Genomic DNA, 15,243 nt, shown 5'->3' with positions numbered 1-15,243 from the left:
ATACCTAGCAAAATAGTATGTAAACCAAGCATCGCCCTTAAATGTATCAATATAACAAGCAAGATCAAACACTTATCGAAGAGCGCGTTAGCGAGTTTCGCGGTCAAACCCAACGCTTTTTAAGCGGCGAACTCGGCCCCGACCAATTTAGAGCCTTGCGGCTGATGAACGGTTTGTACGTGCAAACCCATGCGCCGATGCTCCGTGTCGCAGTACCTTACGGACTGCTTTCGTCCAAGCAATTACGCAAACTGGCATCGGTAGCTCGCGACTATGATCGCGGCTATTGCCATTTTACGACCCGCCAAAACGTGCAATACAACTGGCCGGAACTTAGTCGAGTACCCGACCTGCTCGCCGAACTGGCGACCGTGCAAATGCACGCCATTCAAACCAGCGGCAATTGTCTGAGAAATACAACCTCCGACCCCTTAGCCGGCATTTGCAAGGACGAAATCGAAGATCCGCGTCCGTATTGCGAAATCATTCGCCAATGGACAACCCTTCATCCGGAATTTGCCTTTTTACCACGTAAATTCAAGATCGCCGTTAGCGGCGCTACGCATGATCGGGCCGCCGTGCAATTTCATGATATTGGCGTCTATTTGGTCAAAAACGAAGCTGGTGAAATCGGCTTCAGAATTTTGGCCGGCGGCGGTCTGGGTAGAACCCCCATCATTGGCCAAACCGTTAGACCTTTTCTGGAAAAACAACATCTGCTTTCTTATTTGGAAGCGATCCTGCGAGTCTACAACCTGTTCGGCAGGCGCGACAACAAATATAAAGCGCGCATTAAAATTCTGGTCAAGGAAACCGGATTGGAGAAGTTTACCGCCATGGTCGAAAAGGAATGGCTGCGCATTAAGGAAGATATGATCCTGAGCAATGAACGCATTGAGGAAATTAAAGCGCAATTTTTACCTCCCGCTTACGATCCTAGCGCTGCGGATGACAACGCCCTGACGGAGCATTTGGTCGGCAACGCCGATTTTGCGAAGTGGTTCAAATATAATACCGTCGAACACAAAATCACCGGCTATCGCGGTGTCTACGTTTCACTAAAAGCCCCGGATTCTCCTCCCGGCGACATGACTGATAAACAGCTTGAAGCGGTAGCCGATTTAGCTGACCAATTCAGCTTTGGCGAAATTAGAAGCACTCATAGACAGAATTTGGTCTTGGCTGACGTGAAACAAGCCGACCTGTTGACAGTATGGCAGCAACTAAACGCCATTAAATTGGCTACACCCAACATCGGCACCGTGACCGACATGATCTGTTGCCCGGGCCTGGATTTTTGCTCGCTAGCCAATGCCGGCTCTATCGGCGTAGCAAAAGAACTCAACGAAACATTGGACGACTTGGATTACATCCACGACATCGGCGACATCAAAATTAATATGTCTGGCTGCATGAACGGCTGCGCCCATCAAAGTGTCGGCCATATCGGCATTCTGGGCGTCGATAAACATGGTGAGGAGTGGTATCAAATCACCTTGGGCGGCTCTTCTGAAAACGAAGCAGCGATAGGCGAACGCCTGGGACCATCAGTTCCCAAAGACCAAATCACCTCGACCATCACAACGATATTAGACGTTTACATCAAGCAACGCCTTGAAGACGAAGCATTTTTAGAGACCGTCAAGCGTGTTGGCCTGGAACCATTCAAAGAAAGAGTTTATGCAAATCATTAAAGATCGACAGTTGGTAGAAAACACCTGGACTTTTGTTGCCGACGACAATCCGTTACCAGAAAATGGTGACATTACAGTCACATTAGCGCGCTGGCTGACAGATAAAGAACAACTACTCAAACGCTCCAGCCAAACCGGCGTTCGGCTCATTCCCAGCGATCAAATTGAACCGCTGACTAACGACTTAAGCAAAATTGGCGTGATAGAACTTAATTTTCCGATATTCGGCGATGGCAGGCTTTTTTCGCAAGCACGCTTACTAAGGAGCCGCGACGGCTATCAAGGGGAAATTAGAGCCGTCGGCGATTATCTGCCTGATCAGGTATTTTATTTGGCGCGGGTGGGCGTGAATGCGTTTGAGTTTTCCGACCCAAACCATATCCAAGAGGCCCTGGCAGCCATGAACAATTTCTCGGTACGCTATCAGGCATCGACAAACTAAGCCAAAACCGGCGACTTGTCTTAAGTACCTGACAAGAAACAAAAGCCGCACAATAAAAAACCCGCTTGACGAATATCGTCAAGCGGGTTTTTCTTTGCCCTATGTCTGAGCTACTTTTTCATAATGCTGATACCTTTCAGCAGATTCAACGCTTCATGCAAAGGATAGTCTCGAATTTCCGCTTCTGAAGATTCGTTGGTATCGCCATCTTTTTCAGAAGGGTCTTTCGCATCATCTTTATCCTCTTCTTCGGACTTTTTCTCCGGCTTCGCGTTACCGTTAGTCAAGTGGTGCGTCAGATCAGCTTCTTTAATCGACTCTATCTTGGCTTTTTCCAATGATTCCAGCTTAACTCTCGCCAAAGTCACATCAGGCTCGATGCCCTGCGCCTGAATTGAGCGACCGGAAGGCGTAAAGTACCGGGCTGTGGTCAATTTCACCGCGGCACCGTTGCTGGTCGGCAGAATGGTTTGCACCGAACCCTTCCCGAAAGACTTTTCACCCATGATGATGGCTCGTTTGTGATCCTGCAACGCACCAGCAACAATTTCGGATGCCGATGCCGAACCGCCATTAATCAACACCACAATCGGCGCACCATTAATAATATCATCCGGTGTTGCACTAAAACGCATTTCTGAGTTTTTGATTCTGCCTTCGGTGTAAACGATCAAACCGGACTCGATAAACGCATCACTGACATCAACAGCAGCATTCAATACACCGCCGGGGTTGTTACGCAAATCCAACACAATACCTTTCAGAGGGCCTTCGTTTTCTTTTTTCAGCTCGTCGACCGCATCCAACAAACCTTGACCAGTACCGGATTGAAAACTACTGATCCTCAAGTAACCGTAATTTTTTTCCAGCAGTTTGTTTTTAACACTTTTGACTTTGATAATGTCGCGGGTCAAGGTAAATTTAAGCGGTGCTTCTTCGCCTTCCCGAACCACAGTCAACACGATGTCGCTACCTGGCTCGCCACGCATAATTTTGACTGCGTCGGCCAGAGTCATGCCTTTAACCGGCTTGTCATCCAAGCGTACAATCAAATCGCCCGCCTTGATGCCGGCGCGCTGAGCAGGTGTATCATCAATCGGCGAAACGACTTTAACAAAGCCATTTTCCATACCCACCTCAATTCCCAAACCGCCGAACTGACCAGTGGTGCCTTCTTGCAACTCTTTATATTCTTCGCTAGCCAAATAAGCCGAGTGCGGATCAAGGCCGGACAACATACCGCGAATCGCATCTTCCAACAGTTTTTTATCGGATACAGGCTCGACATAATCCTGTTTGATACGTCCGAATATCTCGGTAAATGTCCGCAACTCATCAAACGGCAAAGCCTGTAAATCATCTACCTTGGTCGAAACAGGTGCTTCCTTTTCCGCCAGGACACTGCTGCACAAACTCAGCGTCGCACCCAAAATAAACCCGACCAATAAAATCACTATATTTCTGTTTTTTAGCATGTGTTTTAAAACTCCAACAACCTGTTCCTGTAAATGATTAACCCTTGCCCGGCTTACGGCACCATTGCTCGGGATCTATGGGCCGACCTTGTTTCCTAATGCCGAAGTACAATGCCGCATCAGCACGCCCCCCGCTACGCCCAACCGAAGCCAGTGTTTCACCGGCTCTAACATGCTCTCCCACGCTTTTATGCAAGCTTTGATTGAATGCATACAAACTCATATAACCCTTACCGTGATCAACAATGATCATCAAACCATAACCCCGCAACCAATCGGCGTAAACAACTCTCCCGGCATTGACCGCATGAATATCGGCACCTTCGCGAGCGCTAATCACCACGCCGTCCCAGGTTGTTTCGTAGCGGCGACTGCCAAAACGATCGGTTATCGCCCCTTGCACCGGCCAAGGCAGCTTTCCTTGCAACTCGGAAAAAGAAAGACCCGTCGGTTCGCGAACAGGATTGACTTCGGATTTTTTTGGCGGCTCCGGTTGTTCGACAGGCTTTTCGTGCTTATCAAGCACGCGCTCCGGTGCAACCGCAGGTTCATTATCATCAGTTTTCTGCAATGATGCTACCAAGGCTTGCAATTTTTTCTCGTCACGCATCAAGCCAGCCAGTAGGGCGCTTTTCGACGCATAATCCTGCTGAATGTCGGCAAGCAAGGCTTCTCGCTGTTTTTTCAGCGTCTGCATCGCCTCGGTTTCTTGTTGTTTCTTGTCGAGAGACACTTGCAATAACTGAGTTTCCGTGTCTTTTTGCGCCTCCAACTGCCGCAAAACCTTGAAATCCTCAGCCATGGCCTGAAGCTTTTGTAAGCGGGCCTTACTAATGTAATCGTAGTAAACCAACATGCGACTCGATAACGCCGGATTACGTTGGTTAAGGATAACTTTCAGCCCTTCCTTATCGCCACCCATTGCATAAACCGACTTAATCAGCCCCTCAAGCTCCTTCTCCTGACTACGCATGTCTTTTTGCGTGGCAACGCTTTTATTCCGAACTTCCTGCAATGCCTGTTCTTGCTGCCTGATTTCAGCTTTGATAGCTCGCAGACTATTCGCAAGCTCGCCGTATTGCCGCTCCAGCTTTTGCAACTGCTCTAACAACCGAGACTTTTCAACCCCCAGGCTTTTGACGTCATCGCCAACTTGCTGGATTTGCGATTGCACTTCTACCAAGCTATGGGCATTTACGGGATCGCCCTTAGCCGGCAATGCGCAGACAATCGCAATCCAAGCGGTCAAAAAATATCGGTAAACATGCATCGATTAGGCAACCGGCAATAACCGTCCAATCATTGACGCGGAGAGCAGCAATAATGGCTTTGCTGGACTGACCATGTGTTACAGACTCCAAACATTAGTTTTGCGGGCGTTAAGGCAGATAAAATTTGGCCTAGTCAAAAAACGAGCCAACCCAAGCAGCCCCGAGCTATTTTCCTAAGCCTCTAGCCGAGGGTATTGAACAATAAAGCCCACTCTGTTAGATTTGCTCACCTTTTATTGCTTTAGCGCAAGCAATTAAACCCACTTGCACCGTAGCGACATTATACCAGCACAAGGATGTCGTCATAGTTCGAAAAGTACCATTGTTCGCTCACTGTTCTTAACCTTAGCCTCGATCATCGTTATTAAATGGAAGACAAAAACGATACCATCCACTACGACGACAACGATATTAACCGGGCGGCACGCTGTTTGAAAGCAATGTCCCATCCGTTGCGCCTAAAAATCCTGTGCGTACTGGGTAATAACTCGATCAGCGTGCAAGACATCGTTGAGCAAGTTGGCACGAGTCAAAGCAATATTTCCCAGCACTTAGCAATACTGCGAGACAAGGGCATTCTCGATTACAAAAAAGAAGCCAATCGGGTTTACTACTTTATCGACGATGAGCGCGTAATACACCTGATTCAAATGATGCGCAGCGTTTTTTGCGGCACGTAAACAGCATTCAATAACCACTAAAATAAACCCACGCGATGGACCAATATTTAGAATTTGCCACCACTCACTATTTGCTAGCATTCTCGCTGGTATGCGTTATTTTTTTGCTAATCCAGGATTTGCTCGCGAACTCATTCAATAAGTACGAAAGCATTTCTCCGTTGATTGCAGTCACCAAAATGAACAGTGACGATGTCGTTGTGCTTGACGTGCGAGAAACCAACGAATTCGCCAAAAGCCACATCGAAAACGCGATCAACATTCCCTTAGGCAAAGTAGAAGAACAACTGGGCTCTCTGGAAAAGCATAAAAATCATCCTATGATCGTGACCTGCCAGACTGGTGCCCGCTCGGTAGCCGCTTGCAAAACACTGACCAAAGCCGGATTTGAGCATGTATTCAATATGACGGGCGGCATGCAATCCTGGGAAGATAACAAGCTCCCCATCAAAGTCAGCAGTAAAAACTAAAGATTAATCAACCAACCTTAACAAGTAATCATCATGGCCGAAATCAACGCATCCAGCGAAAAGCAGTTCGCGATTCAAAAGATCTATACCAAAGACATTTCTTTTGAAACCCCCAATGCTCCAAAAATATTCACGCAAAAGTGGGAACCCGCGCTGGATCTTAATCTCGGCACGCACGTTCAACCCATCGAAAACTCGATGTACGAAGTATCGCTGACATTAACTGTCACCGTAAAAATTGCCGACACAACGGCCTATTTAGTTGAAGTCAATCAATCTGGAATTTTTTCAATAGCCGGTTTCAGCGAACAAGAAATGGGACCAATGCTGGGTAGCTTTTGCCCCAACGTCTTGTTCCCTTATGCGAGAGAGGTCATTTCCGACCTAGTGAATAAAGGCGGTTTTCCACAGTTAATCTTGGCGCCAGTCAATTTCGACGCATTGTATATGCAGCACTTGCAACAAGCGCAAACTCAACAGGAACCTGAAGCGAAGACGCTAAATTAAGCGGGATGCCACCATCTATCAGTATCCTTGGCGCCGGCTCATGGGGAACCGCTTTAGCGGTACAGGCAGCCAGAAATGGCTGCAACACCCTGTTGTGGGGCCATAATCCCAAACACATAGCCGCATTAAAGCAAACCGGCGAAAATGCACGCTATTTACCCGGCGTCCATTTTCCAGAATACCTGCAATTCACCGACAATCTTGCGGAAGCCGTGGAGTTCAGCGCGGTATTGCTTATTTCGGTCCCCAGCCACGCCTTTAGGGACTTATTGGCGCAAATCAAACCCACGCTCAGTGAAAGCTCCCGCATCGCATGGGCCACCAAGGGTTTCGATTCCCAAAACGGCGCCTTGTTAAGCGAGGTGGCAGCACAAATACTGGGGGCGAATATCGAATGCGCCGCACTCTCCGGCCCGACATTTGCCCAAGAAGTAGCTGCCGACCTTCCGACCGCGCTCACTATCGCCTCTAACTCGGAAGGCTTCGCCGCCCAACTTAGCGAACGATTGCATAACCAACGATTTAGGATCTACACCAGCAACGATATTATTGGCGTTCAAGTAGGCGGAGCCTGCAAAAATGTTCTGGCGATCGCGGCCGGGATAGCCGACGGCCTTGGCTTTGGCGCGAACACAAGGGCAGCACTAATCACGCGCGGCCTAACGGAAATCATGAGACTGGGCATCAAGCTTGGCGGCCAAGCCGACACTTTTATGGGCCTAGCCGGTCTGGGCGACCTGATTTTGACTTGTACCGACAATCAATCCAGAAACCGCCGCTTTGGCTTGGCATTAGGCCAAGGCAAAGACCAAAGGTACGCATTAAGCGAAATCAATCAGGAAGTCGAAGGCGTATCCGCAGCCCGAGAAGCGCACCGTTTATCGCAAAAATACGGTGTCGAAATGCCAATCACCGAACAAGTTTACAAAGTCTTATTCGAACAACTCTCCCCCAAACAAGCCGTCCAAAACCTGCTGACACGCGATCAAAAGCCGGAAAGTTTGTAAATCTCGTCTGAAATAGCCCAACGAACTCAATCTAAGGGCTCTACCACTATTTATCCCAAACCACAGCCGCCAATCTTTTGCTCAGAAAAACCAGCCTTACCGCTAACCGTCCAAACAGCTTGCTACAGCAAACCGCGTGCAAAAAGTGAGAATTAGCACCTAATAATTGCAATTCACATCAAAAACCATCATTAACTTTTTGATACAAATCATTTTTACTCGAAACCCTCGCATATACCGCCTAATACGCACCAATCCTGCGTAAGTCCTTGTAGAAAAAGAAAGAATTTAATTTAAATGCCTCTTGACTAAGCACCCGTTGAAAACTATAGTGGTGCAAAAGTGATGTAAAGTGGTCAAAAATGGATTTTTTTGGAATTTTTGAGGTTCATCTTGTTTCGAGGCATAAGTTCAATCAGTTTGGATGCGAAAGGGCGCATTGCAATTCCTACCCGCTATCGGGAGGAGTTACAGGAGTCCTGCGACCGCCAAATGGTTGTGACCGTTGCAGTTGACGACAAATGCGTCGGCGAACCGGGTTGCCTATGGCTATACCCGTTACCGGAATGGGAAAAGCTCGAACAAACCATCAGCAAACTGCCGACATTAAACAAAATGGCCGGCAAGCTGCGGCGTTTTGTGATCGGCAATGCCTCGGAATGCGAAATGGACAGCCAAGGCCGCCTGCTGCTGCCGGAAACCCTCAGAGAGTTTGCCGGCATGGAAAAGCACATCATGCTGGTTGGTCAGCTCAACAAATTTGAAATATGGAATGAAGCTGCCTGGAAGGCCAAAGAACAGGAATGGATGGACGGTAACGACACAGAGGGCCTTGAAGAACTTGGCTCGCTGTCGTTTTGACGGAGATGACCGCCCATCAGACGGTTTTGTACGAAGAGGCCCTAGAGCAACTCAACATAAAACCGGACGGTATTTATCTGGACTGCACGTTCGGGCGTGGCGGGCACAGCAGCGGCATTCTGAAATTACTGAATAGCACCGGCAGATTACTGGCGCTTGACAGAGACATGGACGCCATCGCTAGCGACGAAGCCAAACGCCTATCGGAAGACAGCCGTTTTAGTTTAAATCACGCCAGCTTTGCAGACCTGAGTACCGTCATTGAACAGCACAGCTATACGGGCAAAATCGACGGCATTCTGATGGATTTGGGCGTATCGTCCCCGCAACTAGACAATGCGGAACGCGGGTTCAGTTTTTTACGCGATGGTCCTTTAGACATGCGTATGGATAGCAATTACGGCTTATCGGCAGCGGATTATTTGGCGCGAGTCGAGGAAAAAGAATTGGTTCGCGTGCTGTTTGAATATGGCGAAGAGCGTTTTGCCAGACGGATTGCCAACGCGGTTGTCAGCCAACGCCAACAGCAGCCGCTGCAGACAACTCTGCAATTGGCAAAATTGATCGAAAATAGCGTGCCGTTTCGAGATAAACACAAACATCCTGCCACCCGCAGCTTCCAGGCGATCAGGATAGAGATTAACCAAGAACTCGAACAGATTAAAACCGGATTGAAACAAGCTGTGGAGGTATTGGCGCCAGGTGGACGTTTAGTCGTGATCGCTTTCCACTCATTGGAAGACCGCATCGTCAAGCGCTTCATTCGCGACCAAGCAGGCCCGAAAACCAATCCCGGCAAGCTGCCGATTAAAGAGCAGGACATAGAACAAGGCCAGTTACGCAAAATAGGCAAGTCGATAAGGGCACAACAACAGGAATTGCAACAAAACCCACGCGCACGTAGCGCGGTCATGCGAGTTGGGGAGAAACGTTGATGGCGATTGCAAGAAATATCCTGCTGACACTGTTGGTGGCGATGCTGATGATCTCCGGCATTGCCGTGATCTACAGCAAATACCAATCGCGACTGCTGTTTATCGACATTCAGAAAAAAGAAAAAGAGCTCGACGACTACGAAGTGGAATGGGGTCGGCTACAACTGGAATTGACGACGCTCACCGAAGAAAACCGGGTTGAAATCGAAGCAAGGACACGGCTGATGCTGACTTTGCCGGCCCAAGACAAAATTATTTATATAAAGCCGTAAATGCGAATTGCCACCGGTGCGGGCACGATACCGCGCCACAATACAGATTTTGTGATCCGGCGCAGATTGCTGCTTTCGGTGATGTTGTTGGCCATGTTGGCCTTGGTGGGCCGCGCGGTATACCTGCAAATTCTCGATAAAGAATTCCTGCAGGACAAAGGCGATATGCAGCACGTCGGCGTGGTGTCGGTTTCGGCTTATCGCGGGCAGATTAAGGATAGGAACGGCGAACCGCTGGCGATCAGCACTCCGGTGCAGTCAATTTGGGTCAACCCGCGGCAACTGCGAGATGCGGAACAGGACAAATTAACACCGATGGCGAAAATCCTCGGTTTTCCGGAAAAGGAACTGCGTTCGCTGTTAAAAAAGGAAAAAGACGCCAATAAGCGTTTCGTCTATTTGCGCAGGCAGATTAACCCGGATATAGCCGAAAAGGTCAAAGCGCTGGAAATTACCGGTGTGTATTTCGAGCGGGAGTTCAAGCGTTACTATCCAGCCGGCGCGGTATCGGGCCATTTATTGGGCTTTACCAATATCGACGACATCGGCCAGGAAGGCATAGAGCACGGCTACGAGCACATTCTACGCGGCCAGCCCGGCAAAAAGCGCGTGATCAAGGACGGCAAGGGGCAGATCATCAAGGACGTAGAAAATATTGAGGAAGCCATCCCGGGCCGCGACCTGGTGTTGACTATCGACGAGCGCCTGCAATACCTGGCTTATCGGGAATTGCAGAACGCAATGATCCAGAACAAAGCGCATTCGGCATCCTTGGTGGTACTGGATGCCAAGAACGGTGATGTATTGGCGACGGTCAGCCAACCGGCTTTCAATCCCAACAACCGTAAGGAATTGAGCAGTAACCGCTATCGGAATCGGGCCATGGTGGATAGCTTCGAACCCGGCTCGACGGTCAAACCCTTCGTGGTAGCGGCGGCGCTGGATGGTGGCTATATCAAACCCAACGTGTTGATAGAAACCCATGGTGTCTATCACTTGGGTCGCAACGTCGTTAAGGACGTGCATAACTACGGCACAATGGATTTGACCCACGTACTGCAAAAATCCAGCAATATCGCGGTCACGCAAATCGCGATGAGCATGCCGCCGGAGTATTTTTGGGGCGTATACAGCAGGCTGGGGTTCGGCACCTCCGCCGGTGTTGGTTTTCCGGGAGAAGCCAGCGGCTCTTTGCTGGATTATCAGGGCTGGCACGAATTCGACCAGGCGATTTTATCGTTCGGTTACGGGGTTTCCACCTCGATTTTACAATTGGCCAGAGCGTATACCGCTTTGGCGGACGACGGCATCATTCATTCCGTGACTTTACTCAAGCGCGATGAAGATCCCGATGCCCAACGGATTTTCAAACCCGAAACCGCCAGAAAGGTCAGGGAAATGCTGGAGCACGTGATCAGCAAAGAAGGTACGGCATACCAGGCCAGAGTCGAAGGTTACCGGGTAGCAGGTAAAACCGGCACCGTGAAAAAAGCCGCAGCCGGCGGTTACAGCGAAGACAAATATTTATCGGTATTTGTGGGCATGGCCCCGGCCAGCAATCCGCGTTTCATTATCGCGATTGTGGTGGACGAACCTACCACCGGCCAATATTACGGTGGCCTGGTGGCGGCACCGGCTTTCTCGAAAGTGATGGCGGGCGCATTACGAGTATACGGCGTTGAGCCGGACGGCATGGACAACATGCATTTATTGTTGAGCAAACAATGAAGCTAGCCCAATTGCTACACGGAATGACCGTAAATCCGCCGGATTTGGCAATCAGCGGATTGTGTTTGGACAGCCGAAACATCCAAGCCGGCGACGCATTCATTGCGTTGAACGGTGCCGTCCAGCATGGTATTGCGCATGCGGAACAAGCTGTTGCCAACGGCGCGGTCGCGGTAATTTACGATCCAAGCGGCGCGGAGACGCAGATCGTCAGCAAAGTAACAGTACCAAGCGTGGCTATAACCGATTTAGCGCAAAAGTTGGGCGAAATCGCCGCAAGATTTTACGGCAACCCGTCGCAACTATTGGATGTGATCGGTGTAACAGGCACCAATGGCAAGACCACCTGCAGCCAATTAATCGCGCAAGCTTTGCCGGCTTGCGGCGTGATAGGCACGCTGGGTTGGGGCGATGTCGGCAATTTGCAGCCGACCGCCAACACCACGCCGGATGCATTGGCCGTGCAGCGGATGCTGAACGAATTCGTAAAGCAGGATAAGCGTAACGCGGCCATGGAAGTCTCCTCGCACGGTTTACACCAAGGCCGGGTTAACGGGGTTAGCTTTAAAGGCGCGGTTTTTACCAATTTGAGCCGGGACCACCTGGATTATCACGGCAGCATGGCGGAATACCTGCAAGCCAAACTGGCCTTGTTTAAAACGCCTGGCCTGCAGTTTGCCGTGGTCAACCTGGACGACGCCAGCAGCGCCGAGGTATTGCAAAGCCTGCCGGACGCCGTGCAAAGCTGGACCTATAGCGCGACCGGCCAACGCGGAACTGCTAAGGAAGCCGTAAGTGCCGAGCAAGTAAAACATAGCGCTGCCGGCATCGAATTCGATGTGATATGGCGCGAGCAAAGACGCCGGGCAACGACAACGCTGGTTGGCGGCTTTAACCTGGATAACGTGCTAGCCGTGCTTTGTGTATTGCTGGCGACCGGCAGCGAATTCGACGCCGCCGTCGCGCAACTGGCCAAATTAAACGCCATTGCCGGCCGTATGGAAAAATTCGGCGGCAACGGCAAACCCACGGTATTCGTGGATTATGCCCATAGCCCGGATGCTTTGGAAAAAGTACTTAAAGCAGTAAAAGGCGCGCACCATCTGCGAGTGGTATTCGGTTGCGGCGGCGACCGCGATAAAGGCAAGCGTCCGGAAATGGGCCTGATTGCCGAAACCTGGGCGGATCAAGTCATCGTCACCGACGACAATCCGCGCAGCGAAGCATCGGCAGCGATTATTAAAGATATTTTGAGCGGCTGCCAAAGCCAAAAAATAACGGTCATTAACGATAGAACCACGGCCATAAACACAGTGATACGACAAGCAGACCCAGACGATTGCGTGGTGATAGCCGGCAAGGGCCACGAGGACTACCAAGAAATCGGCGGCGTAAAGCGACCGTTCAGCGATAGCGCTGTCGTCAAGCAAGCACTGGCGGCGTGGAGCAAACCATGAAGCTGCAACTCAGCGAAATAGCCCAAGCCGTCAACGGCAAGCTAATCGGGGAAGACAAAGAAATTCGCGCCACCGGCATCGATACCCGCACCTTACAAGCCGGCGCGCTGTACATCGCAATAAAAGGCAAAAACTTCGACGGCCACAGCTTTATCGATAAAGCCGAGCAAGCCGGTGCGGCAGCGCTGTTACTCGAGCGAGCCGCGCCATCCGCTTTACCGCAAATCATCGTCGCCGATACGCATTTGGCGTTGGCGGAATTGGCTGGATACTGGCGCAAAACCTTGTCGGTCAAAGTAGCCGGCGTCACCGGCAGCAACGGCAAAACCACCGTCAAGGAAATGATTGCGGCGATTTTCGCCACCCAAGGCCACACCCTATCGACCCAAGGCAATCTGAACAACGACATCGGCGTGCCGCTGACACTGCTCAAACTGGATGACTCTCATCGCTACGCAGTCATTGAAATGGGCGCCAATCATCCCGGTGAAATTGCCTATACCAGCCGCTATGCGCAAGCCGATGTCAGCGTCATCACCAATATTGGCGCCGCCCATATCGAAGGTTTCGGCAGCATCGAAGGCGTGGCTAAAACCAAAAGCGAAATCGTCAAAAGCCTCGGTGAGGGCGGCGTGGCGGTATTAAATCGCGATGACGCTTTTTACGATTTCTTGCTGACCATGGCCGGCAACCGTCGCAGCGTATCTTTCGGCTTGCACCCCGCAGCCGACGTTACTGCGTTAAATATTGCCACAGCCTTAGATTCGCACGGCTTTAACACCTATTTCGAATTAAAAACGGCGACCGACAGTTTACCAATCCGCCTGCATCTGGCCGGCACCCACAATGTGAAAAACGCTTTGGCCGCAGCGGCAGTAGCACTGCAATTCGGCATCAGCCTGTCAGACATTAAACAAGGCCTGGAACAACTCCAACCGGTCACCGGCCGCATGCAACCTTTATTAGGCCGCAAGGGCAACATCGTCATCGACGACACCTACAACGCCAATCCCAACTCCTTGAAAGCCGCGTTGGACGTACTGACCGATTGCGGCAGCGAAGCGTGGGTAGCATTGGGCGCTTTCGGCGAACTCGGCCCGGACAGCCCGGCGATACACCGGGAAATGGGCGAATTAATCAAAGCAAAATCAGTGAAGCGTTTGTTCGCGACCGGCGCATTGGCAAAACATGCCGTTGAAGCCTTTGGCGACGGCGGCCAGTTTTTCGACGATCAGGAACAATTAATAGACACACTGACAACAGCTGTCACAGGTAAGGAAACCCTATTGGTTAAAGGCTCGCGCGCCCAGAAAATGGAAAACGTGGTGGCGGCGATGGTCAACAATTTCAGAGCAGCCTAATGTTACTTTTACTCGCGGATTATTTAAGCAATATCGACAGCGGCTTCAGGGTGCTACATTACCTGACCTTTCGCGCCATCTTGGGCGTGCTGACCGCGCTCATTATTTCCCTGATGGTCGGCCCGGCCATGATCGAAAAATTGACTCGCAAAAAAATCGGCCAAAGCGTGCGCGACGACGGCCCGCAAAGCCATTTTTCCAAATCCGGCACACCAACCATGGGCGGCGCGATGATTCTGTTCGCCGTAGCGATCAGCACCCTGCTCTGCGCGGATTTGAGCAATCGTTATGTCTGGGTGGTGTTGCTGGTAACACTGGCACATGGCGTAATCGGCTTTATCGACGACTATAAAAAAGTCCTGCTCGGCAATAGCGACGGCCTATCCGCCCGCGCCAAATATTTCTGGCAATCGCTGGTGGCACTGAGCGCCGCCTTATACTTATACAACACCGCTCAAGTAGCGGCGGAAACCCAATTCATCGTGCCGTTTTTCAAAAACGTCACCGTCGACATCGGCTGGGGCTACGTCGTACTGACCTATTTCGTCATCGTCGGCTCCAGCAATGCCGTCAACTTGACTGACGGCCTGGATGGCCTGGCCATCATGCCGACCGTGATGATCGCCGCCGCCTTGGCGATTTTTGCGTATTTATCCGGCCACGTTAATTTCTCGCAATACCTGGCTATCCCGCACATCCCCAAAGCCGGCGAGTTGGTGGTGTTCTGCGCGGCCCTGGTCGGTTCCGGCCTGGGCTTTTTGTGGTTCAACACTTATCCTGCCATGGTGTTCATGGGCGATGTCGGCGCACTGGCCCTGGGTGCTGCGCTGGGCATCGTCGCGGTGTTGGTTAGACAAGAAATCGTTTTGGTGATCATGGGCGGTATTTTCGTGATGGAAACCATCTCGGTGATTATCCAGGTTGCCTCCTTCAAAACCCGTAAAAAGCGGGTGTTTCTGATGGCGCCGATTCACCATCATTACGAATTGAAAGGCTGGCCGGAGCCACGCATCATCGTGCGTTTCTGGATTATCTCGGTCATCTTGGTGTTGATCGGTCTGGCCACTTTGAAACTGAGATAAG

15 protein-coding genes are annotated in these 15,243 nt (G+C 50.7%); 13 read left to right on the top strand and 2 right to left on the bottom strand.

Going from position 1 to position 15,243, the window contains the following annotated elements; genetic code table 11:
* Positions 1 to 41 precede the first annotated feature (41 nt).
* Complete coding sequence (locus ACH5Y9_RS22575) at positions 42 to 1,694, top strand: nitrite/sulfite reductase (RefSeq protein ID WP_445367668.1); 1,653 nt, start codon at positions 42 to 44, stop codon at positions 1,692 to 1,694.
* Positions 1,681 to 2,136 carry a DUF934 domain-containing protein gene (locus tag ACH5Y9_RS22570; RefSeq protein WP_033156777.1) on the top strand — a complete coding sequence of 152 codons (456 nt, stop codon included), beginning with the start codon at positions 1,681 to 1,683 and terminating at the stop codon, positions 2,134 to 2,136. Before ACH5Y9_RS22575 ends, ACH5Y9_RS22570 begins: the two co-directional genes overlap by 14 nt.
* 110 nt (positions 2,137 to 2,246) lie before the next feature.
* Here the strand turns inward: ACH5Y9_RS22570 and ACH5Y9_RS22565 are convergent, their stop codons facing one another.
* Together ACH5Y9_RS22565 and ACH5Y9_RS22560 are read right to left on the bottom strand one after the other, a co-directional pair.
* Entirely contained in the window at positions 2,247 to 3,611 is a 1,365-nt protein-coding gene (locus ACH5Y9_RS22565; protein WP_033156778.1) for a S41 family peptidase, read from the bottom strand.
* 37 nt (positions 3,612 to 3,648) lie between these two features.
* Positions 3,649 to 4,860 (bottom strand): murein hydrolase activator EnvC family protein, encoded by a 1,212-nt coding sequence (locus ACH5Y9_RS22560; RefSeq protein ID WP_445367667.1) that lies wholly within the window; start codon positions 4,858 to 4,860, stop codon positions 3,649 to 3,651.
* Between the two features lie 390 nt (positions 4,861 to 5,250).
* Between ACH5Y9_RS22560 and ACH5Y9_RS22555 the strand changes: the two genes are divergently transcribed.
* The 11 genes from ACH5Y9_RS22555 (at position 5,251) to mraY (ending at position 15,242) form a co-directional block, all read left to right on the top strand.
* Positions 5,251 to 5,562, top strand: a complete 312-nt coding sequence (locus ACH5Y9_RS22555) for an ArsR/SmtB family transcription factor (protein WP_020483751.1) — start codon at positions 5,251 to 5,253, stop codon at positions 5,560 to 5,562.
* Between the two features lie 179 nt (positions 5,563 to 5,741).
* A complete protein-coding gene (locus ACH5Y9_RS22550) occupies positions 5,742 to 6,032 on the top strand; it encodes a rhodanese-like domain-containing protein (RefSeq protein WP_319961664.1) in 291 nt (96 codons plus the stop codon).
* A gap of 33 nt (positions 6,033 to 6,065) precedes the next feature.
* Positions 6,066 to 6,539 (top strand): protein-export chaperone SecB, encoded by a 474-nt coding sequence (secB, locus tag ACH5Y9_RS22545; protein WP_171697287.1) that lies wholly within the window; start codon positions 6,066 to 6,068, stop codon positions 6,537 to 6,539.
* 5 nt (positions 6,540 to 6,544) lie between these two features.
* Complete coding sequence (gene gpsA / locus ACH5Y9_RS22540) at positions 6,545 to 7,546, top strand: NAD(P)H-dependent glycerol-3-phosphate dehydrogenase (protein WP_445367666.1); 1,002 nt, start codon at positions 6,545 to 6,547, stop codon at positions 7,544 to 7,546.
* 393 nt (positions 7,547 to 7,939) lie between these two features.
* Positions 7,940 to 8,407 carry a division/cell wall cluster transcriptional repressor MraZ gene (mraZ, locus tag ACH5Y9_RS22535; RefSeq protein WP_026147052.1) on the top strand — a complete coding sequence of 156 codons (468 nt, stop codon included), beginning with the start codon at positions 7,940 to 7,942 and terminating at the stop codon, positions 8,405 to 8,407.
* A gap of 5 nt (positions 8,408 to 8,412) precedes the next feature.
* The gene (gene rsmH, locus ACH5Y9_RS22530; protein ID WP_445369916.1) at positions 8,413 to 9,342 is read left to right on the top strand and encodes a 16S rRNA (cytosine(1402)-N(4))-methyltransferase RsmH; all 930 of its coding nucleotides are present in this window, start codon (positions 8,413 to 8,415) and stop codon (positions 9,340 to 9,342) included.
* Positions 9,342 to 9,614, top strand: a complete 273-nt coding sequence (gene ftsL, locus ACH5Y9_RS22525; protein ID WP_020483757.1) for a cell division protein FtsL — start codon at positions 9,342 to 9,344, stop codon at positions 9,612 to 9,614. The genes rsmH and ftsL overlap by 1 nt, the downstream gene beginning before the upstream one ends.
* The gene (locus ACH5Y9_RS22520) at positions 9,615 to 11,342 is read left to right on the top strand and encodes a peptidoglycan D,D-transpeptidase FtsI family protein (RefSeq protein WP_445367665.1); all 1,728 of its coding nucleotides are present in this window, start codon (positions 9,615 to 9,617) and stop codon (positions 11,340 to 11,342) included.
* Positions 11,339 to 12,799 carry a UDP-N-acetylmuramoyl-L-alanyl-D-glutamate--2,6-diaminopimelate ligase gene (locus ACH5Y9_RS22515; RefSeq protein ID WP_445367664.1) on the top strand — a complete coding sequence of 487 codons (1,461 nt, stop codon included), beginning with the start codon at positions 11,339 to 11,341 and terminating at the stop codon, positions 12,797 to 12,799. The genes ACH5Y9_RS22520 and ACH5Y9_RS22515 overlap by 4 nt, the downstream gene beginning before the upstream one ends.
* Positions 12,796 to 14,160, top strand: coding sequence for a UDP-N-acetylmuramoyl-tripeptide--D-alanyl-D-alanine ligase (locus ACH5Y9_RS22510; RefSeq protein WP_445367663.1), 1,365 nt, complete (start codon positions 12,796 to 12,798; stop codon positions 14,158 to 14,160). The genes ACH5Y9_RS22515 and ACH5Y9_RS22510 overlap by 4 nt, the downstream gene beginning before the upstream one ends.
* Positions 14,160 to 15,242 (top strand): phospho-N-acetylmuramoyl-pentapeptide-transferase, encoded by a 1,083-nt coding sequence (mraY, locus tag ACH5Y9_RS22505; RefSeq protein WP_033156788.1) that lies wholly within the window; start codon positions 14,160 to 14,162, stop codon positions 15,240 to 15,242. Before ACH5Y9_RS22510 ends, mraY begins: the two co-directional genes overlap by 1 nt.
* Position 15,243 lies beyond the last annotated feature (1 nt).

This window comes from Methylomonas sp. BW4-1 (assembly GCF_052474385.1).
Note: the sequence above shows the minus strand (reverse complement) of the source record. Positions and strands in the feature narration are given on the sequence as shown.